At 72.9% G+C, this 19,724-nt stretch carries 15 protein-coding genes; 3 read left to right on the top strand and 12 right to left on the bottom strand.

Going from position 1 to position 19,724, the window contains the following annotated elements; genetic code table 11:
• Positions 1-214 precede the first annotated feature (214 nt).
• The 5 genes from ilvC to ACFOSY_RS31360 form a co-directional block, all read right to left on the bottom strand.
• Positions 215-1,213 (bottom strand): ketol-acid reductoisomerase, encoded by a 999-nt coding sequence (gene ilvC, locus ACFOSY_RS31340; RefSeq protein ID WP_394313460.1) that lies wholly within the window; start codon positions 1,211-1,213, stop codon positions 215-217.
• Between the two features lie 117 nt (positions 1,214-1,330).
• Positions 1,331-1,855 carry an acetolactate synthase small subunit gene (gene ilvN, locus ACFOSY_RS31345; RefSeq protein WP_006130824.1) on the bottom strand — a complete coding sequence of 175 codons (525 nt, stop codon included), beginning with the start codon at positions 1,853-1,855 and terminating at the stop codon, positions 1,331-1,333.
• Between the two features lie 21 nt (positions 1,856-1,876).
• A complete protein-coding gene (locus ACFOSY_RS31350) occupies positions 1,877-3,727 on the bottom strand; it encodes an acetolactate synthase large subunit (RefSeq protein WP_394313463.1) in 1,851 nt (616 codons plus the stop codon).
• Between the two features lie 231 nt (positions 3,728-3,958).
• Complete coding sequence (locus ACFOSY_RS31355; RefSeq protein WP_394313466.1) at positions 3,959-6,991, bottom strand: putative bifunctional diguanylate cyclase/phosphodiesterase; 3,033 nt, start codon at positions 6,989-6,991, stop codon at positions 3,959-3,961.
• A gap of 400 nt (positions 6,992-7,391) precedes the next feature.
• Complete coding sequence (locus ACFOSY_RS31360; protein ID WP_394313469.1) at positions 7,392-8,342, bottom strand: 2-hydroxyacid dehydrogenase; 951 nt, start codon at positions 8,340-8,342, stop codon at positions 7,392-7,394.
• Between the two features lie 75 nt (positions 8,343-8,417).
• Here ACFOSY_RS31360 and ACFOSY_RS31365 point away from each other — a divergent pair, with 75 nt between their 5' ends.
• Both ACFOSY_RS31365 and ACFOSY_RS31370 read left to right on the top strand, forming a co-directional pair.
• Positions 8,418-9,416 (top strand): aldo/keto reductase, encoded by a 999-nt coding sequence (locus ACFOSY_RS31365; RefSeq protein ID WP_394313471.1) that lies wholly within the window; start codon positions 8,418-8,420, stop codon positions 9,414-9,416.
• Positions 9,417-9,548: 132 nt separating this feature from the next.
• Positions 9,549-10,709 (top strand): PQQ-dependent sugar dehydrogenase, encoded by a 1,161-nt coding sequence (locus ACFOSY_RS31370; protein WP_394313473.1) that lies wholly within the window; start codon positions 9,549-9,551, stop codon positions 10,707-10,709.
• On the opposite strand, the gene ACFOSY_RS31375 is transcribed toward ACFOSY_RS31370, so the two are convergent.
• The 7 genes from ACFOSY_RS31375 to ACFOSY_RS31405 form a co-directional block, all read right to left on the bottom strand.
• Entirely contained in the window at positions 10,702-10,983 is a 282-nt protein-coding gene (locus ACFOSY_RS31375) for a DUF6191 domain-containing protein (RefSeq protein ID WP_394313475.1), read from the bottom strand. The genes ACFOSY_RS31370 and ACFOSY_RS31375 overlap by 8 nt on opposite strands.
• Before the next feature lie 43 nt (positions 10,984-11,026).
• Positions 11,027-14,152 carry a helix-turn-helix transcriptional regulator gene (locus tag ACFOSY_RS31380; RefSeq protein ID WP_394313604.1) on the bottom strand — a complete coding sequence of 1,042 codons (3,126 nt, stop codon included), beginning with the start codon at positions 14,150-14,152 and terminating at the stop codon, positions 11,027-11,029.
• A gap of 147 nt (positions 14,153-14,299) precedes the next feature.
• The gene (locus ACFOSY_RS31385) at positions 14,300-14,479 is read right to left on the bottom strand and encodes a hypothetical protein (RefSeq protein WP_394313478.1); all 180 of its coding nucleotides are present in this window, start codon (positions 14,477-14,479) and stop codon (positions 14,300-14,302) included.
• A 170-nt stretch (positions 14,480-14,649) separates the two neighbouring features.
• Positions 14,650-15,225, bottom strand: a complete 576-nt coding sequence (locus ACFOSY_RS31390; protein WP_394313479.1) for a hypothetical protein — start codon at positions 15,223-15,225, stop codon at positions 14,650-14,652.
• 56 nt (positions 15,226-15,281) lie between these two features.
• A complete protein-coding gene (locus tag ACFOSY_RS31395; protein WP_394313481.1) occupies positions 15,282-15,842 on the bottom strand; it encodes a GNAT family N-acetyltransferase in 561 nt (186 codons plus the stop codon).
• Positions 15,820-18,066: an MMPL family transporter gene (locus tag ACFOSY_RS31400; protein WP_394313483.1), complete on the bottom strand. Its 2,247-nt coding sequence runs from the start codon at positions 18,064-18,066 to the stop codon at positions 15,820-15,822. Before ACFOSY_RS31400 ends, ACFOSY_RS31395 begins: the two co-directional genes overlap by 23 nt.
• 184 nt (positions 18,067-18,250) lie before the next feature.
• A complete protein-coding gene (locus ACFOSY_RS31405; protein WP_394313485.1) occupies positions 18,251-18,667 on the bottom strand; it encodes a hypothetical protein in 417 nt (138 codons plus the stop codon).
• Positions 18,668-18,854: 187 nt separating this feature from the next.
• Between ACFOSY_RS31405 and ACFOSY_RS31410 the strand changes: the two genes are divergently transcribed.
• A complete protein-coding gene (locus tag ACFOSY_RS31410; RefSeq protein ID WP_394313487.1) occupies positions 18,855-19,658 on the top strand; it encodes an SAM-dependent methyltransferase in 804 nt (267 codons plus the stop codon).
• Positions 19,659-19,724 lie beyond the last annotated feature (66 nt).

Genomic DNA, 19,724 nt, shown 5'->3' on the forward strand with positions numbered 1-19,724 from the left:
GAAGAAGTGCTAGCCGCGTGGAAGACGCACGACGCTGTGGGCCTGACGCGTATGTAGTGCAGCAGTGTAGTGGCGCCGAAGGCGTCGTCTTACGCCGCTTCGGAAGGATCACCCGTCCGTGGCGGACGGGATGGACAACGCCGTACCACCGACGTTACCCCTGGTTCGCCCGGAGGGCCGGGGCGCGGTGCCCCGGCCCTCAGGACGGCCGTGCTCAGGCCTCCTCGTCGACCCAGCTCATCAGCTTGCGCAGCTGCTTGCCGGTGGTCTCCAGGAGGTGCTCGGAGTCCTGCTTCTTGTACTCCTCGTACTTCTTCAGACCGCCGTGGTACTCGTCCATCCAGGTCTGGGCGAAGGAGCCGTCCTGGATCTCGGCGAGGACCTTCTTCATCTCGGCCTTGGTGGCGTCGGTGATGATCCGCGGGCCGGTGACGTAGTCGCCCCACTCGGCGGTCTCGGAGATCGACCAGCGCATCTTCTCCAGGCCGCCCTCGTACATGAGGTCCACGATCAGCTTCAGCTCGTGCAGGCACTCGAAGTACGCGATCTCCGGCTGGTAGCCGGCCTCGGTCAGCGTCTCGAAGCCCGCCTTCACCAGCGCGGCGGTGCCACCGCAGAGGACGGCCTGCTCACCGAACAGGTCGGTCTCGGTCTCCTCGGTGAAGGTGGTCTTGATGACGCCGGCGCGGGTGCCGCCGATGCCCTTCGCGTACGACAGGGCCAGCGCGAAGGCGTCGCCCGTGGCGTCCTGCTCGACGGCCGCGATGCAGGGGACGCCGCGGCCCTCCTCGTACTGACGGCGCACCAGGTGGCCCGGGCCCTTCGGGGCGACCATGCAGACGTCGACGCCGGCCGGGGGCTTGATGAAGCCGAAGCGGATGTTGAAGCCGTGGCCGAAGAACAGCGCGTCGCCGTCCTTCAGGTTCGGGGCGACGGACTCCTCGTAGACCTGGCCCTGGATCGGGTCCGGGACGAGGATCATGATGACGTCGGCCTCGGCGGCGGCCTCGGACGGGGTCACCACGCGCAGGCCCTGCTCCTCGGCCTTGGCCTTGGACTTCGAGCCCTCGTGCAGACCGACGCGCACGTCGACGCCGGAGTCGCGCAGCGACAGGGCGTGGGCGTGGCCCTGGCTGCCGTACCCGATGACCGCGACCTTGCGGCCCTGGATGATGGACAGGTCGGCGTCGGCGTCGTAGAACAGCTCGGCCACTGGGTTCTCTCCTTGTGTGCAGGTGTTGCGTCCCACCGTATGACGGTGCGGGAGGGGGAAGGTTGGGGGTCTCGCGATACGGGCGGCCGGCCGTGTCCCGGCCGCCCGTTCCGTGTCTTACGCCGACCGGTCCAGAGCGCGCAGCGACCGGTCCGTGATCGAACGGGCACCGCGTCCGATCGCGATGGTGCCGGACTGGACCAGCTCCTTGATGCCGAACGGCTCCAGCATCTTGAGCATGGCGGACAGCTTGTCGCTGCTGCCGGTGGCCTCGACGGTCACGGCCTCCGGGGAGACGTCCACGGTCTTGGCGCGGAACAGCTGGACGATCTCGACGATCTGGGAGCGCGTCTCGTTGTCGGCGCGCACCTTCACCAGAACGAGTTCGCGCTGGACCGCCTGCCCGGGTTCGAGCTCGACGATCTTCAGCACGTTGACGAGCTTGTTGAGCTGCTTGGTGACCTGCTCCAGCGGGAACTCGTCGACGCTCACCACGATGGTGATGCGGGAGATGTCGGGGTGCTCGGTGACGCCGACGGCGAGCGAGTCGATGTTGAAGCCGCGGCGGGAGAACAGGGCGGCGATCCGGGCCAGGATGCCGGGGGTGTTCTCCACCAGGACGGAGAGCGTGTGCTTGGACATGATCTCTTCGGTCTCTCTCGCTCAGTCGTCTTCGTTGTCGCCGAAGTCGGGGCGCACGTCCCGGGCGGCCATGATCTCGTCGTTGGAGGTGCCGGCGGCGACCATCGGCCAGACCATCGCGTCCTCGTGGACGATGAAGTCCACCAGGACCGGGCGGTCGTTGATCGAGTTGGCCTCCTCGATGACCTTGTCGAGGTCGGCGGGGTCCTCGCAGCGGATCGCGTAGCAGCCCATCGCCTCGGCCAGCTTCACGAAGTCGGGGACGCGGGTGCCCCTCGCCTCCGGGTTGACGTCGTCGGGGCCGGAGTGCAGGACCGTGTTGGAGTACCGCTGGTTGTAGAAGAGGGTCTGCCACTGGCGGACCATCCCGAGGGCGCCGTTGTTGATGACGGCGACCTTGATCGGGATGTTGTTCAGGGCGCAGGTGGTGAGCTCCTGATTGGTCATCTGGAAGCAGCCGTCGCCGTCGATCGCCCACACCGTGCGGTCGGGCACGCCTGCCTTGGCGCCCATGGCGGCGGGGACCGCGTAGCCCATGGTTCCGGCGCCGCCGGAGTTCAGCCAGGTGGCGGGCTTGTCGTACTGGATGAAGTGCGCGGCCCACATCTGGTGCTGGCCGACGCCCGCCGCGAAGACGGTGCCGTCGGGGGCCAGCTGTCCGATGCGCTCGATGACCTGCTGCGGGGAGAGGGAGCCGTCCTCGGGCAGGTCGTAGCCCAGCGGGTAGGTGTCGCGCCAGCGGTTCAGGTCGGTCCACCAGGCGGAGTAGTCGCCGCGGTGGCCCTCGGCGTGCTCCTTCTGGACGGCCTGGATGAGGTCGGCGAGGACCTCGCGGGCGTCCCCGACGATCGGCACGTCCGCGGCGCGGTTCTTGCCGATCTCGGCCGGGTCGATGTCGGCGTGGACGATCTTGGCGTACGGGGCGAAGCTGTCCAGCTTGCCGGTGACGCGGTCGTCGAAGCGGGCTCCGAGGGCGACGATCAGGTCGGCCTTCTGCAGCGCGGTGACGGCGGTGACCGATCCGTGCATGCCCGGCATTCCCACGTGCAGCGGGTGGCCGTCGGGGAACGCGCCGAGCGCCATCAGGGTGGTGGTGACGGGCGCTCCGGTGAGCTCGGCGAGCATCTTCAGCTCTGCGGTGGCGCCCGCCTTGATGACGCCGCCGCCGACGTAGAGCACGGGCCGCTTGGCGGCCGTGATCAGCTTGGCGGCCTCGCGGATCTGCTTGGCGTGCGGCTTGGTGACGGGCCGGTAGCCGGGCAGGTCCATGACGGGCGGCCAGGAGAAGGTGGTCCTCGCCTGGAGGATGTCCTTGGGGATGTCCACCAGTACCGGGCCGGGACGGCCGGTGGAGGCGATGTGGAAGGCCTGCGCGATCGCCCGCGGGATGTCCTCCGCCTTGGTGACCAGGAAGCTGTGCTTGGTGATCGGCATGGTGATGCCGACGATGTCCGCCTCCTGGAAGGCGTCGGTGCCGATCGCCTTGGAGACGACCTGACCGGTGATGGCCACCAGCGGGACGGAGTCCATGTGCGCGTCGGCGATGGGCGTGACCAGGTTGGTGGCGCCCGGTCCCGAGGTCGCCATGCAGACGCCCACCTTGCCGGTGGCCTGCGCGTAACCCGTGGCCGCGTGGCCGGCGCCCTGCTCGTGCCGGACCAGGACGTGGCGCACCCGGGTCGAGTCCATCAGCGGGTCGTAGGCGGGCAGGATCGTGCCGCCGGGGATACCGAATACCGTGTCGGCGCCGACCTCCTCGAGGGAGCGGATGAGGGACTGCGCGCCCGTGACGTGCTCGACGGGGGCGGACTGCTGTCCTCCGGAACGGGGCCTCGGCTGCGGGTGATGGGCCCCGGTGGCCTGCTCGGTCATCGGCATTCTCTTCTCGATGCTGAGGGTTTTTGCGAAGTTCGTGCGGGTTACGCGTGCTGCGCGGCAGGTGCCTGTGCAACAAAAAACCCCTCGTGCCGTAAGGCAAGCGAGGGGAGCGCGCCGGGTGGTGGGTCGCTGAGCGTTCGCCGCTCAGCGTCAGCCGACGCGCTTTCCAAGTACGAGAATTCGGGTGCGCATGGCACTGACCCTCCCCCCGGCGCGCACTCACTGTCAAGTGGGTGGGACGGGAGTCTCATCATGTGAGCGGAGTGCCGTGGCGCTCTTGAGCACCGCCGTCACCCCCGTGGCGTACACCGGGGAACCGCCCCCGCCGGCCAGCACCGGCTCGCCCTGCGCGTGCGCCACCGGGTAATGCCCGGAGGCCAGCGCCCGGCGCAGCCGGTACTCGTCGAGCGGCCCGGAGAACGCCAGCCCCTGCCCGTGGGTGCAGCCCATCGCGCGCAGCGCCTCGGCCTGCTCGGGCAGGTCCACGCCGTCGGCCACCGTCTGGAGACCGAGGTCGGAGGCGATCCGGAGCAGCCCGTGGGTGATCTTGTACAGGCGCGCGGACTCCGCCACGCCGTCGACCAGGCTGCGGTCCAGCTTCAGCATGTCGACGGGCAGCCGCCTGAGAGCCGTGATCGCGGCGCGTCCGCTGCCGAAGCCGTCCAGGGAGATCCGCACGCCGAGCCGCTTGAGCACGGCGAGCCGGCGCTCCAGCTCGTCGAGGGACACCCGCGGGTCGGTGTCGGCCAGCTCCACGATCAGCGAGCCGGACGGCAGACCGTGCCGCGTGAGCAGCGCCTCGACCGAGCCGAGGGGCAGCGAGCGGTCCAGCAGGCGGCGCGCGCTCAGCCGAACGGCCACCGGCACCGGCAACCCCGTCGCGTGCCGCTCGGCGGCCTGCTCGACGGCCTCCTCCAACACCCAGCGGCCCAGTTCGGCGGTCTTCTCGCTGTCCTCGGCGACGCGCAGGAACTCCGCGGGGGTGAACAGCACACCCTGGGAGGAGCGCCAGCGCGCCTGGGCGCACACGGAGGTGATGCGGCCGTCCGCCAGGCACACCACGGGCTGGTGCAGCAGGGCGAACTCGCCGTGGTGCAGCGCCGCGCGCAGCCGCGTGGCCAGCTCGGCCCTGCGGACGACGTCCTGCTGCATGTGCGGCTTGTACAGCTCGACCCGGCCCTTGCCGGCCGCCTTCGCCCGGTACATCGCGAGGTCGGCGTTGCGCAGCAGCTCGCCCGCGCCGATGCCCGGTTCGGCGAAGGCGACGCCGATGGAGGCGTTGACGCGGACATCGTTGCCTTCGATGAGGTAGGGCTGGGAGAGCGTGGCTCTGAGGCGGTCGGCCAGTTCGAGGATGTGCCCCTCGCGCGCGTCGCGGTCGCGTACGCCGTCGCCGACGATGAGCGCCGCGAACTCGTCGCCGCCGAGCCGGGAGGCGGTGTCGCCCTTGCGGACGGCGTCCTGGAGTCTGCGGGCGGCCTGCACGAGCAGTTCGTCCCCGGCCTGGTGGCCGATGGTGTCGTTGACGCCCTTGAAGCCGTCGAGGTCGATGAAGAGCACCGCCGTGCCGCGCAGGGCGGCGCCCCGGTCCGAGGCGCGGCGGCCGGAGAGGGCCTGCTGCACGCGCCGGGTGAACAGGGCGCGGTTGGGCAGGTCGGTCAGCGGGTCGTGCTCCGCGTTGTGCTGGAGCTGGGCCTGGAGCCGGACCCGCTCGGTGACGTCCCGGCTGTTGAAGATCAGGCCGCCGTGGTGCCGGTTGACGGTCGACTCCACGTTGAGCCAGCCGCCCTGGCCGTCGGCCTCGCCCCAGGAGGAGCGGGAGGCGCCCCCGCCTCCGGAGCGGAACCGGCACTCGATGCGCATGGTGGGCTCTTCCACCGGGTCGGCGGCGAGGAACCTGCGCACCTCGTGCACCACGCGGCCGAGGTCCTCGGGGTGGATCAGGGAGGCCAGTTCGGTGCCGACCAGGTCCTCCGCGGGCCGGCCGTACACCCCGGCGGCGGCCGGGGAGACGTACCGCAGGACGCCGCTGGGCGCGGCGATCATGATGACGTCGCTCGATCCCTGCACCAGGGAGCGGAAGTGGTTCTCCGCCTGGGCGAGTTCCTGGGTGAGGGTGATGTTGTCGAGGAGCATGATGCCCTGGCGCACGACGAGCGCGAGCGCCACGGTGCCCCCGGTGATGAGCACGACCCGGTCGACGCTGCGGCCGTTGAGGACGTTGTAGAGGATCCCCAGGGTGCACACGGCGGCGGCGAGGTACGGGGTGAGCGCGGCGAGCGATCCGGCGATGGGCCGGGAGAGCTGGTAGCGGCCCGCTCCCCCGCCGGGCGGCGGCGCGTGCTGGTGGTCGGGGGCGGCGCGCCGCCCGGGCAGGTGCTCGCGGACCACGCGGGTGGACGTCTCCCGGTCCGGCCCGCCGCGGCGGGGCGCGGTCCAGGGGGCGTAGGCCAGCAGCAGCGACCCGGCGAACCAGCCCGCGTCGAGCAGCTGGCCTGAGCGGTAGTCGGCGTGCAGCAGCGGGGAGGTGAACAGCGCGTCGCACATCACGGTGAGCGCGAGCGCGCCGATCGCGGTGTTCACCGCCGAGCGGTTGACCGACGAGCGCCGGAAGTGCAGCGCGAGCACCATGCTGACGAGGGCGATGTCGAGCAGCGGGTACGCCAGGGACAGCGCCGTGTGCGCGACGCCCGGTCCCTCGGCCTGGGCGGCCTGGGCGAGGGCGAGGCTCCACGCCAGGGTCAGCAGCGAGCCGCCGATCAGCCAGGCGTCGAGGCCGAGGCACACCCATCCGGCCTTGGTCACGGGGCGTTTGGCGAGCACCAGCAGGCCGACGATGGCGGGCGGCGCGAAGCAGAGGAAGAACAGGTCGGCGTAGCTGGGGCTCGGCACGTCACGGTCGAGCACGACCTCGTACCAGCCCCAGACCAGGTTGCCCAGGGACGCCATGGCCGAGGAGAGCCCGAACAGCATCCAGGCGGGCCGGTAGCGGGTGCGGCGGCTGCGGGCGTAGAGCGCGCAGGACACGGCGGCGACCGCGGCGGCGGCGCTCAGCCCGAAGTCCCCCATGATCAGGGCGAGTCGCTCCGACCCCCAGCCGAACGCGGCGCCGACGGCGTAGGCGCCGCAGACCAGGACGAGCACCAGCTGGGCCGCGGGGCCGGGCCGGCGGCCGGCGGCCGGGGCGGGCAGCAGGGTCCGCGGGGCGGACGCGGGACGCAGCGCTCCGTCGAGGGTGGGGGTCGGCGGGGCGCTCACCGGTCCCTCCCGGTGCGCGCCGCCTCCGCGCTCCACGGCCCGCGGTGCGCCTGGGCCCGGGTCCGCCGGCCGGTCTGCCGGGGAGGATGGTGCGGGCCGGCGCCGTCGGTCCTTCCGCCGCGCCGGATGTGCTGACCGTGCCTGTGCGTGTCCGCGTGCCGGTGTCGCCGCCGACGCGTCCGCCGCGTCGGATCGGTGGTCCTCTGGCCGTGCATCGCCCGTCGCCCCCCTCACAGTCTCCGTGTCGCTCCCCCGCGCCGTTGGTCGGCGGCGCAGCCCCTGTCGGGACGATACACCAGGATCGTCACTCAGGGACATAGGTCCTCTACGCTCCGTGACGATCAACGGATGGCCGAGTACCCACCGCGCCCGGGGAGTCGCGGACGGTGCTCGAAGCGGACTACACGTCTTCCGTTCCCGTCACCAGGATCACGTTCCCGAGCTCCTCCTGGTTCACGAATCGGCGCAACTGGTCGCGCAGCAGCCGCTCGGCGCGGGGGAGGAACGCGGACGTGGGTCCGCCCACGTGCGGGGTGATCAGGACGCCCGGCGCCCGCCACAACGGGTGGGCGGCGGGCAGGGGTTCGGGGTCGGTGACGTCGAGGGCGGCGGTGATGCGGCCGCTCTCCACCTCGGTGAGCAGGGCCTTGGTGTCGACGACCGGTCCGCGGGCGACGTTCACCAGCAGGGCGCCGTCCTTCATCCGGGCCAGGAAACCGGCGTCCACGAGGTGCCGGGTGCTGTCGGTCAGCGGGGTGGACAGGACGACGACGTCCGCGTCCGGAAGCAGTGAGGGGAGTTCCGTGAGCGGATGCACCGGCCCGCGCTCCGTTGTGCGCGCGGAGCGCGCGACGCGCGCCACCCGCGCGAGCTCGAACGGGGCGAGCCGGTCCTCGATGGCCGCGCCGATCGAGCCGTACCCGACGATGAGCACGCTCCGGTCGGCGAGCGCAGGGCGGAAACCGCCCTGCCACTCCCCCCGGTCCTGGGCGCGCACGAAGCCGGGGACGCCGCGCAGCGAGGCGAGGATCAGGGTGAGCGCCAGCTCCGCGGTGCTGGCCTCGTGCACCCCGCGCGCGTTGCACAGCCGCACGCCCGGCGGCAGGTCCTTCAGGGCGGGCCGCACATGGTCGACGCCGGCCGAGAGGGTCTGCACCACGCGGACGGACCGCATCCGGGGCAGCGGACGCAGGCACACCTCGGCGGGCTTCATGTACGGCACGACGTAGACGTCACAGTCCTCGGGGTCGGCCGGGTAGGTGTCGGCGCCGTCCCAGAAGTGGTAGCGCGGCCCCTCGGGGAGCCCGTCGATCTCGTCCGGGGGGATGGGAAGCCACACGTCAGCAGTCATGCCACGGAGGCTAGTTCAGGGCGCCGCAGCGGCAGAGGTTAGGTTGGAGGGCCGGAGAGGGAGGGTCACGAGCAGGTGGAGCGCAGGACGATCGGCGCGGCGGCGCTCTCGGTGGGCGCGGTGGGCCTCGGATGCATGCCGATGAGCTGGGCCTACAGCACGTCCAGGCAGCGCGGCGAGGAGTCGCTCAGGGCGGTGCACCGGGCGCTGGACGCGGGCTCGTCCCTCCTGGACACCGCCGACATGTACGGCCCGTTCACCAACGAGCTGCTGCTCGGACGGGTGTTGAAGGAGCGGCGGGCCGACGCGTTCGTGTCGACGAAGGTCGGGCTGCTGGTGGGCGACCAGCACATCGTGGCCAACGGCCGCCCCGGGTACGTCAGGCGGGCCTGCGACGCGTCGCTGCGGCGGCTCCAGACCGACGTGATCGACCTCTACCAGCTGCACCGCGCCGACCCGGAGGTCCCGGTCGAGGAGACCTGGGGCGCGATGGCGGAGCTGGTGCGGGCGGGCAAGGTGCGGGCGCTGGGCCTGTGCGCGGTCGGGGCGCGTTCGTCGCGGCGGCCGGGGGCGCGGCTGTACGACGCCACGATCCGGCAGCTGGAGCGGGTGCAGCAGGTGTTCCCGGTGAGCGCGGTGCAGGCCGAGCTGTCGGTGTGGTCGCCGGAGGCGCTGGAGACGCTGCTGCCCTGGTGCGAGGCGCGTGGCGTGGGCTTCCTGGCGGCGATGCCGCTGGGCAACGGCTTCCTGACCGGGACGCTGACGCCCGGCGAGGGGTTCGAGGCGGACGACCCGCGGGCCCGGCACCCGCGGTTCACGGCCGAGATGATGGCCGCGAACCAGCCGATCGTGGCGGGCCTGCGCCGGGTCGCGCGCCGGCACGGGGAGCACGTCTCCCCGGCGCAGGTCGCCCTGGCCTGGGTGCTGGGCCGGGGCCGCCAGGTGGTCCCGGTGCCGGGCGCCAAGCGGGAGCGGTGGGTGACGGAGAACGCGGCGGCGGCCGGGCTGCGGCTGACCGCCGACGACCTCGCGGAGATCGCGAGTCTGCCGCCGGCCCAGGGGTCGTGGGACTGAGGTTCCGCCCTGGCCGTCCCGAAGGGCCGTCCCGAAGACCCTCCCCCGAGGTTCGGGCTCCGCGAACCGGGAACCTGTCAGGCGCGGGCGGTGTATGACAGACAGAACCCGCCGCGTCGAAGGGACGAGATCGTGCAACGACGAGCCGTGACGGCCGTGCTGGCCGCCGCCGCGCTCCTGCTGACCGCCGGCTGCTCCTCCGACGAGGAAACGCCGCCGTTGAAGGACGCCGCCTCCTCCTCGGGCGGTGCCACGACCCCGTCCCCTTCTTCCGGGAAGGCGGACGAGACTCCGCCCGCGAGGGGCTCGGTGACGGTGGTCCGGACCGTGGCGACGGGGCTGGCCAGTCCCTGGGGTCTGGCCCCGGTCGGGGACGGCGACCTCCTGGTGTCCTCCCGCGACGAGGCCACGATCACTCGGATCGACGGGACGACGGGGAAGAAGACCGAGCTGGGCGAGGTGCCCGGGGTGGCGGCCGAGGGCGAGGGCGGTCTGCTGGGCATCGCCCTCTCCCCCGACTTCGCCTCGGACCACATGATCTACGCCTACTTCACCTCGGCCTCCGACAACCGCATCGTGCGGATGCTCTACACCGAGCGCAAGCCCGCCGGCGAGCAGCTCGGGGCGCCGGACACGGTGTTCCGGGGCATCCCCAAGGGCGTGATCCACAACGGCGGGCGGATCGCCTTCGGCCCGGACCGCATGCTCTACGCGGGCACGGGCGAGAGCGGCGACACCGGACTGTCCCAGGACAAGGAGTCCCTCGGCGGCAAGATCCTGCGGATGACCCCGGACGGCGAGCCGGCCCCGGGCAACCCGTTCCCCGGCTCCCCCGTCCACTCCTACGGCCACCGCAATGTGCAGGGCCTGGCCTGGGACCGTGAACAGCGGCTGTTCGCCTCGGAGTTCGGCCAGAACACCTGGGACGAGCTGAACGCCGTCGCACCGGGCGACAACTACGGCTGGCCGGAGGCCGAGGGCCACGCGGACGAGGGCGGCTTCCACAACCCGGTCGCCCAGTGGAGCACCGAGGACGCCTCGCCCAGCGGCATCGCCTACGCCGAGGGCTCCGTCTGGATGGCGGGCCTGCGCGGCGAGCGGCTGTGGCGCATACCCCTCAAGGGCACGGAGGCCTCCGCGAAGCCGCAGGCGTTCCTGGAGGGCGAGTACGGCCGGCTGCGCACGGTGGTCGCGGCGGGCGGCGACCGGCTGTGGCTGGTCACCAGCAACACGGACGGCCGGGGCGACCCGGAGCAGGAGGACGACCGCGTGCTGGAGCTGCGGGTCAGCTAGCCGGCGGTCCAGCCTGCGGGGAGGTGTCGGGGGCGCCGTCAGGGTCCTTCACGTCGTCCCTGTCGTCGCCGTCGTCCGAGGCGCCTGTGTCGTCGTCCGTCGACGCGTCGGCCGGGGACGGGCGGCGGACGGTGACCTTCCCGGAGGCGAGGTCTATCGGCCCGCGTCCCGGGTCGCCGTCGCCGACGTCCTCCCGGGTCAGTGCCAGGCGTTTCTGCTCGTCCTGGGTGTGCTTGCGCCCGGGGGAGAACAGTTCCTCGAAGGCGTTGAACATCGCTCCCCTTTCCCAGGGCCCCGGGTGCCGGGCCGCTTGTGTCCTACACCGATTGTCGCGCGGTCGCCAGATGTCCCGGTCCTTCGGGAAGGCCGTCCGGAAGGACGTCCGGAGGGCCGTCGGGGAACAGGCCCAGACGGTGCGCCACCGCCGCCGCCTCGCCGCGGCCGGAGACGCCCAGCTTGGCGAGGATGTTCGACACATGGACGCTGGCCGTCTTCGGCGAGATGAACAGCTCCTCGGCGATCCGCCGGTTGGTGTGCCCGGCCGCCACCAGGCGCAGCACGTCCCGCTCCCTGCTGGTCAGGCCGAGCGCCTCGGCCGGGTCGGCGGGCGCGGGGGCCGTCTCCTCGCGCGGTGCGGGCGTCAGGGCCAGACGGCCGCGCCGGGCCAGCAGCGCGGCGTCCCGGGCCAGCGGGGCCGCGCCCAGGTGGCAGGCGACGGCGTCGACCAGGCGCAGCAGTTCGGTGGCGCGGGCCCGCTGGTCCTCGCCCCCGCCCGCGGCCAGCAGCGCCTCGGCGAGCCGGAGGCGGACGCAGGCGAGGTCGTGCGGCCGGCCCAGCGGCTCCAGCGCGGCGACGGCCTCGGCCCACGCGTCCGGGTCGCTCCGGCCCTCCGCGCGCCGGAGTTCGGCGCGCAGCCACTGGTCGTGGGCCTGCCACAGGGGCACCCCGGTGGCGAGGTTCCTCGCCGCCCGGCGGATCCGGTCGAGGACGTCCGCGCGGCCCGGTTCGGTCGCGGGGTCGCCGTACCGGTCGGCCTCGGCGGTGGTGGCGGCGAGCAGCAGGGGCCAGGCGTAGCGCTGGGTGCCGGGCGGGAAGCCGGCGTCGAGCGCGGCGGACAGTTCGGCGCGGGCGTCCTCCGGGCGGCCCTCGGCGGCGGCGACGCGGAGGGCGACCCACTGCATCGGCAGGGCGTACTGGGGCATCGGGTCGTGGGTGCCGAAGTGGGCGCGGGCCTCGGCGAGGCAGCGGGCCGCCTCGGCGATGTCGCCCCGCAGGTACGCGAGATGGGCCAGGCGCATCGAGCCGCCGGCGCGCGGCTTGGCGCTCTGCTCGATGCGCTGCGCGCTGGCCGCGGCGCGGGCGGCGTCCTCCCAGCGTCCGACGGACAGCAGGGACTCGGCGAGGTTGCCCCACACCCACCCCTGGGAGTCCAGCAGGCCGAGCCGACGGGTGACGTGGACGCCCTCCTCCAGGAGCTGTACGGCCTCCTCGGAGCGGCCGACGCCTTCGAGCACGGAGGGCAGGTTGACGAAGGCGCGGGCCAGCACGGTGTCGACGCCCAGTTCGGTCGCCCGCTCCTTGACCTCGTACATCTCGGCGAGCCCGGCCTCGATGTCGCCGGCGTCGGCCATGAGGCCGCCGAGGGTGAGCCGGGCGTTCAGCTCGATGTCGTGGGCGCCGACCATGCGGGCGTACTCGACGGCGCGTTCCGCGGCGGCCATGGCGTCGGGGCCGGGTTCGTGCAGCATCGACCAGCCGGCGGCGAAGGCGAGCACCTCGGCGTGCACCTCGGAGGGCGGCAGTCCGCGCACCAGTTCCTGCGCGGTGCCCAGTTCCGCCCAGCCGTCGCCGCGGCCGAAGGCCTGGGTGAGCCGGGAGCGCTGTACCCAGAACCAGGCGGCACGCAGCGGGTCGGGGTCCTCGTCGAGGAGGCGCAGCGCCCGTTTGGTGAACTTCAGGGAGCGTTCGCGTTCGCCGCAGAGGCGGCCGGCGACGGCGGCCTCGGCCAGCAGGTCGAGGTGGCGCAGCGGCCGCGTCCCGGCGTCGTCGGCGTCGTCGCCGCAGCCGGGCGGCGGGGACGGGTAGGCCTCGGCGTGGTCCAGCGGGCGCAGTCCGGCGCGCACGGTGTCGGGGACGGCGTCCCACAGCTCCATCGCCCGCTCCAGCAGGCGCAGTTGCTCGGCGTAGGCGTGACGCCGGCGGGCCGCCACGGAGGCGTCGAGGACGGCGGGCAGGGCCTTGGCGGCGTCGTGGGCGTGGTACCAGTAGCTGGCCAGCCGGGTGGGCCGTTCGTCGGCGGGGACGAGCGTGGGGTCGGCCTCCAGGGCCTCCGCGAAGCGGCGGTTGAGCCGGGAGCGTTCGCCGGGCAGCAGGTCGTCGCTGACGGCCTCGCGGACCAGGGAGTGCCGGAAACGGTAGCCGTCGCGGTCGGGGGCGGGCGTGAGAATGCTGGCGTTGACGGCGGCGCGCAGGGCCTCGATGAGGTCGTCCTCGCCGAGTCCGGCGACGGCGGCGAGCAGCCGGTCCTCGACGGTGGAGCCGCCCTCGGCGACGATCCGGACGACCCGCTGGGCGCTCTCCGGCAGGTTCTCCACCCTGACCAGGAGCAGGTCGCGCAGGGAGTCGGTGAGGCCGGTGGGGCAGCCCTCGTCGGCGGCGACGGCCAGTTCCTCGACGAAGAAGGCGTTGCCGTCGGAGCGTTCGAAGATGTCGTCGACGCGGTCCGGTTCGGGTTCGCGGTCGAGGATGCCGGCGATCTGCCGCCGCACTTCCGCGCGGCTGAAGCGGTCCAGTTCGACACGCCGGACGGTGCGCAGCCGGTCGAGTTCGGCGAGGAGGGGGCGCAGCGGGTGGCGGCGGTGGATGTCGTCGGAGCGGTAGGTGGCGAGGACGACGAGACGTCCGGTGCGCAGGGTGCGGAACAGATAGGCGAGCAGATGGCGGGTGGAGGCGTCGGCCCAGTGCAGGTCCTCCAGGACGAGGACGACGGTGTGCTCGGCGGCGACCCGTTCCAGCAGGCGGGCGGTGAGCTCGAAGAGGCGGGCCATGCCCTGTTCGTCACGGCGGGCCTCGCGGGCGGCGGCGACGGCGAGCTCGGGCAGCAGCCGGGCCAGCTCCTCCTCCTGCCCGTCGGCGGCGGCGGTGAGCTGTTCGGGCAGTGCGCGGCGCAGTTGGCGCAGGGCGGTGGAGAAGGGGGCGAAGGGCAGGCCGTCGGCGCCGATCTCCACGCATCCGCCGAGGGCGACGATCCCGCCCCCGTCGCGGACGGCGGCGGCGAACTCCTCCACCAGGCGGGTCTTGCCCACCCCGGCCTCGCCGCCGATCAGCAGCGCCTGCGGCTCACCGGCGCCGGCCCGGGCAAAGGCGTCGATCAGGGTGGCGAGTTCGGCGGTGCGGCCCACGAACACGGGACTGACGGACTTGGTCTCCACGCCCCCGAGCATCGCATGCGCCCACGACGAGGGCGCAGCGGTTTTCGTCTCCGGGTGCACCCACACGGCCCCGCCTCCTCCTCGTCCCGGACTTCGTGTCGTACGCACCGACGGCGGGGCGGCGGCCGCCTGTGTGCGGCCGCCGCCCCTGGACGGTGTTCACGCGGTCCGGGCGAACCAGGACCGCCGCCGGGTATGACTGTCGGGCTCGGCGCCGCGTGCGGCGGTTCCGCGCCGGGCGGCGCGGCGGACCCGCAGCGCCTCGCGGACCTGGCGCTCCGCCTCGGCCCGGCGGACCAGGTCGTCGTGGCGGAGCCGGTGCAGCTCGATCTCGAACATGGTGGATTCCCCCTCGGATCCGGTGTCGGCATCGCTTTCTGCGATGCCTCCACCTTCGTCTCCAAGGCGGAGGGGTCGCATCGGGAGAGTTCCATATCTTCGCGGGGGGTGGTGCCTTAGAAGTGAGGCTCGATGAGGGCTTACGTCCGGGAGGCGCCCTAAGACCCTCCTCAGGAGGCCGCGGGCAGGCCCAGCAGGAGGCCCGTGTACTTGAGCACCGCGAGCAGCAGTCCGATCACGCCCAGGGTGACGCCCGCCCAGGCGACGGACGGGATCCAGGGGGCCCGCGCCGTGCGGCCGGGCGCGCCGAACGCGGGCCGGACCAGCACCACCACGCCCGTGATCAGCGCGACGAGGGCGAACAGGCCGGCCCACAGGGCGGTGGTGTTCCAGGCGTCGCCGTAGACCTCCTGGATCTGGGTGGCGACGCTCGCGTCGGCGGCGGTGCGGAGCTGGCCCACCAGGGTCTCGCGGGCGGCGGCCACCGTGCCCGGCCAGCCGCCGGTGAGGGAGACCACGCCGAGCGCCGCGGAGACGACCGCCGCGGCGCCCTGTCCGGTCCCGGAGGACGGCTCGGCCGGCTCGGGGTGCTCCTTGGCGGCGGCTTCCTCCGGCCGCTCCGCCGTCTGCTCGTCGAGGTCCACGGCGGCCTGCTCGTCGTGGTCCACGGCGGCCTGCCCGTCGTGATCCACGATGGTCACGGTCGTGGTTCCGGTTCCGGTCTCGTCCTCTGTCTTCTCAGCCATGTCCCGCACCGTACGGAGACCGTCTGAGATTCCGCTTAACGCCCGGACGGGCGCACCTAGGGCTGCTTGCCGCGGGCGCGCCACTCGGGGGCCAGCAGGGACCAGACCTCCAGGTCGTGCCGTACGCCGTCGTGGAGGTGGGCCTCGCGGCGGACGCCGTCGCGGGTCATGCCGAGCCGGCGGGCGACGGCGACGCTGGCGGTGTTGCCGGACGCGGCGACCCACTCGAGGCGGTGGATGCCGCGCTCCTCGACGGCCCAGTCGATCAGCGGGCGCATCGCACGGGTGACCAGTCCGCGCCCCGTGCCGGCGGGCTCCAGCCAGCAGCCCAGCTCGCAGGTGCCGGCCGCCGCGTCGACGTGCAGCGCGAGGACCCCGCCGACCAGCGTGCCGTCGAGCCACAGCCCGTGCACGAAGGCCGAGTCGGCGGCGCGCAGGTCGGCGTACCGCTGGAGCGCCTCCCGCGCGGTGGCCAGGTCGGTGGCGCCGGAGCCGAACGGGATGAACCGGTTGATGAAGGCGCGGCCCCGCTCCAGGTGGGCGAGGAACTCACCGGCGTGCCAGGCCTCCAGGGGGCGCATCTCCGCGCCGTCGTCACCCAGTCGTATCGCGTACATCCCGCTGCCGCTCCTCCTCCGCGAGCACGTCCGCCACCTCGGCGTCCGTGACGGCGGCCAGCCTCTCATGGGCGGCACGGCACTCGGGCGGCTCGATGCTGATCCGGGGCAGGACCCGGTCCAGCCACTTCGGCAGCCACCAGTTGGCGCCGCCGAGAAGGTGCATCAGCGCGGGCACGAGCAGGGTGCGCAGGATGAAGGCGTCCAGGGCGACGGCCGCGGCGAGGGCGATGCCGAACATGGCGATCACCCGGTCGCCGCTGAGCACGAAGGCGAGGAAGACCGAGATCATGATCACGGCGGCGGAGTTGATGACGCGGCTGGTCTCGGCGAGGCCGACGCGGACGGCCCGCCGGTTGTCGCCGGTCTCCAGCCACTCCTCGTACATGCGGCTCACCAGGAAGACCTGGTAGTCCATGGACAGGCCGAAGAGCACCGACACCATGATCACGGGCAGGAAGGGCTCGATGGGGCCCGCGCTGCCGAGGCCGAGCAGTTCGCTCCCCCAGCCCCACTGGAAGATCATGACGACCACGCCGAACGCGCCGGCGACCGCGGCCACGTTCATCGCGGCGGCCTTGAGCGGGATGCCGATGGAGCGGAAGGCGAGGAGCAGCAGCAGACAGCCCAGGCCGATCACCACCCCCACGAACAGGGGCAGCTTGTCGACGATGACGGAGGCGAAGTCGTCGTAACCGGCGGTCACGCCGCCGACGTGCACGTCGAGCGAGGTGCCCGACTCGGCGCGGGGCAGCACGTCCTCGCGCAGCCGGTCCACCAGGTCGCTGGTCTGCTTCGACTGCGGGGACGACTCCGGTACGACGGTCAGGAAGGCGGTGTCGCCGCCCTGGTTGTAGGTCACCGGCGACGCGGAGGCGACGCCCTCGGTGGTGCGCAGCGTGCCGTTCAGGTTGTCGAGGGCGAGCCGGTCCTGGGCGCCGTCGACGTGGGTGACCAGGGTGAGCGGCCCGTTGACGCCCGGTCCGAAGCCGTCGGCGAGAAGGTCGTAGGCCTGGCGGGTGGTGGACGCCTTCGGGTCGTTGCCCTGGTCGGAGGTGCCCAGGTGGAGCGAGAAGGTGGGCAGCGCGAGGACGGCCATCACGACGACGGCGACCGCGCCGAGCAGCTTGGGGTGGCGCTCCACGAACGCCGACCAGCGGGCGGCGAACCCGGTGGGCATCTCCGGCTCCGGCCCGTGCTCGGCGAGCCGGCGCCGCTCCTTGCGGCTGAGGGCGCGCGTGCCGATCAGCGACAGCAGGGCGGGCAGCAGGGTGACGGAGGCGGCGACGGTGAGCACCACGGTGAGCGAGGCGGCCACGGCGACGCCGTTGAGGAAGTTCAGGCGGAGGATCAGCATGCCGAGGAGGGCGATGCACACGGTCGCACCCGCGAACACGACCGCCCTGCCGGTGGTGGCGACGGCGTTGGTCGCGGCCTCGGTGACGCTCAGGCCGCGTTTCAGCCCGCGCCGGTGCCGGGTGACGATGAACAGCGCGTAGTCGATGCCCACACCCAGCCCGATCAGCAGGCCGAGCATCGGCGCGAAGTCCGCGACGGTCATCACATGGCCGAGCAGCACGATGCCCGCGTAGGCGGTGCCCACGCTCACCAGGGCGGTGGCGATGGGCAGCAGGGAGGCGGCGAGGGAGCCGAAGGCGAGGAACAGCACGACGGCGGCGACGGCCACGCCGACGATCTCGGCGGTGTGCCCGCCGGACGACTCGCTCAGCTCGACGGCGCTGCCGCCCAGCTCGACGTCCAGCCCGTCGGTCTCGGCGGCCTTCGCCGTCTCGACCACGGCCTGGGCCTCACCGCTGGTGATGTCCTTGCCGGAGTGCTCGAAGGTGACGGTGGCGTAGGCGGTACGGCCGTCGGCGCTGACGCGTCCGGCGCCCCCGTCGTCGTAGGGGCCGGTCACGGAGGCGATGCCGGGCAGCTCCTCGAGCCGGTCGAGGGTGTGGGTCATGGTCTGCTCGACGCCGCTGTCCCGGACGGTGCCGGACGGGGTGTGCCAGACCACGCTGTCGCTGTCGCCCCCCAGTGAGGGGAAGCCTTCCTTCAGCAGCTCGGCGGCGCGCCCCGACTCGGTGCCGGGCACCTTGTAGTCGTTCGAGTAGGCGGAGCCGGCGACGAAGGCGCCCGCCGCGATCCCGACCAGGGCGAGCAGCCACAGCAGAACGGTGACCAGACGGCGCTGTACGCACCAACGTGCTAGGGCTGCCACAGGCGTGCTCCCGGTATGGCTCGGGGTGGATCTTTGAGCGGACACCGGCGGCGAACGGCCGAACGGCCCGCAAAGAACGCATGAGCAATGCCCTGCCACTGTTACAGGCGAAAATGATCCTTTGTCGCCTTCGTGGACTAACTCACACTTCTTCCTGGGGCCTTCGTCCCGGGGGGCGCGCGTCTCAGTCGAACTGGTCGCCCAGCGCCATGATCATGACGCCCGCGACGGTCGTCCACAGCGCCCTGCGGGTGCGTCCGCGCGCCCCCAGCACCGCTGCCAGGGCGCAGACGGCCGCCCCGCAGGCGTAGGCGACCGGGGCGAGGACGGGGGCGGTGCCGGCGGCCCGGAGCAGGGCGGCGGCGGTTCCGGCGAGGGCGAGCACGGCGCCGGTGCCGACGGCGGCCCAGCGGGCCCGTCGCGCCTGCGCGGCGAGGAGGTCCTCGTCGTCACCCTCGTCGTCTTCGTCGTCGCCTTCGAAAGAGTCCTCCGGGGCCTCTTCCGGCGCGTCCACGCGAGGAGCGTCCTCCCGGGCCTCCTCGGTCGTCTCCTCGGCGGTCTGAGTGTCCGGGGGCAGGTCGGCATCGGGACGTCCACTCATGGCGCCGGAGCGTAGCGCCTCACCTGAGGAAACCCGGATGCGGGGGCACCCGGACGGCTGTTAGCGTCCGTCGGTCCGACACACCGCGGCAGTGCGCCGCCGGCCGAAGCAGGTGCTTTGATGCTTGTCCGTCCGACCCCCGACGCGACCCTTCCCCTCTTCACGGCCTCAAGGAGCCCGTTCACCGATGTCGGACATCACACCGGACACCTCGCACGACGACCTCGCTAGCCGCCTCAGCCTGCCCCGCTACCCCCGCAGCGGCGCCTACGACCCGCAGTGGACCATCGACAACCAGATGGGTCCGAACGCGCTGTGGCTGCTGGAGTGGCTGGCCCCCGCCCTCGGCCCGGACACCCTGCGCCCCGGCGCCCGGGTGCTCGACCTGGGCTGCGGCCGCGCCATGACGTCGGTCTTCCTCGCCCGGGAGTACGACGTCCAGGTCACCGCCGCCGACCTGTGGATCAGGCCGGACGAGAACGCCCGCCGGATCGACGAGGCGGGCGTCGCCGACCGCGTCCAGCCCGTCCTCGCCGAGGCGCACGACCTGCCCTTCGGGGAGGAGACGTTCGACGCGATCGTCTCCGTCGACGCGTACCAGTACTTCGGCACCGACGACCTGTACCTGCCGACGCTGACCCGGCTGCTGAAGCCGGGCGGGCGGATCGGGGTCGTCGTCCCGTCCCTGTCCGAGGAGATCGAGGGCAGCGAACCGCCGGAGCACCTGAAGCCCTACTGGGAGCCCGCGTTCTGGTGCTTCCACAGCCCCGCCTGGTGGCGGCGCCACTGGACCCGCAGCGGCGCCGTGGACGTCGAGACGGCCGACCGGCTGGAGGACGGCTGGCGGGAGTGGCTGCTGTGGTGCGACGTCGTCGCCGAGCACCACCCGGACGAGACGCATGTGCGGATGAGCCGGGAGAACGCGCGGATGGTGCGCGCCGACCAGGGCCGCACGCTGGGCTTCACGCGCGTGGTGGGCCGCCGCCGCTGACCCGGCCGTCGCACACGTAGCCGCGACCGTCGCACGAGAAGGGGGCGCACCCACCGGGCGCGCCCC

Source organism: Streptomyces lusitanus (assembly GCF_042647945.1).
GTDB classification, from domain to species: Bacteria; Actinomycetota; Actinomycetes; order Streptomycetales; family Streptomycetaceae; genus Streptomyces; species Streptomyces pseudogriseolus.

Excerpts from the sequence above, each read along its gene's own strand:
- ACFOSY_RS31410 (WP_394313487.1), top strand. The coding sequence starts at position 18,855 with ATGTCGGACATCACACCGGACACCTCGCACGACGACCTCGCTAGCCGC.
- ACFOSY_RS31390 (WP_394313479.1), bottom strand. The coding sequence starts at position 15,225 with ATGGCTGAGAAGACAGAGGACGAGACCGGAACCGGAACCACGACCGTG.
- ACFOSY_RS31350 (WP_394313463.1), bottom strand. The coding sequence starts at position 3,727 with ATGACCGAGCAGGCCACCGGGGCCCATCACCCGCAGCCGAGGCCCCGT.
- ACFOSY_RS31405 (WP_394313485.1), bottom strand. The coding sequence starts at position 18,667 with ATGAGTGGACGTCCCGATGCCGACCTGCCCCCGGACACTCAGACCGCC.
- ACFOSY_RS31380 (WP_394313604.1), bottom strand. The coding sequence starts at position 14,152 with ATGCTCGGGGGCGTGGAGACCAAGTCCGTCAGTCCCGTGTTCGTGGGC.
- ACFOSY_RS31360 (WP_394313469.1), bottom strand. The coding sequence starts at position 8,342 with ATGACTGCTGACGTGTGGCTTCCCATCCCCCCGGACGAGATCGACGGG.
- ACFOSY_RS31375 (WP_394313475.1), bottom strand. The coding sequence starts at position 10,983 with ATGTTCAACGCCTTCGAGGAACTGTTCTCCCCCGGGCGCAAGCACACC.
- ACFOSY_RS31385 (WP_394313478.1), bottom strand. The coding sequence starts at position 14,479 with ATGTTCGAGATCGAGCTGCACCGGCTCCGCCACGACGACCTGGTCCGC.
- ilvN (WP_006130824.1), bottom strand. The coding sequence starts at position 1,855 with ATGTCCAAGCACACGCTCTCCGTCCTGGTGGAGAACACCCCCGGCATC.
- ACFOSY_RS31395 (WP_394313481.1), bottom strand. The coding sequence starts at position 15,842 with ATGTACGCGATACGACTGGGTGACGACGGCGCGGAGATGCGCCCCCTG.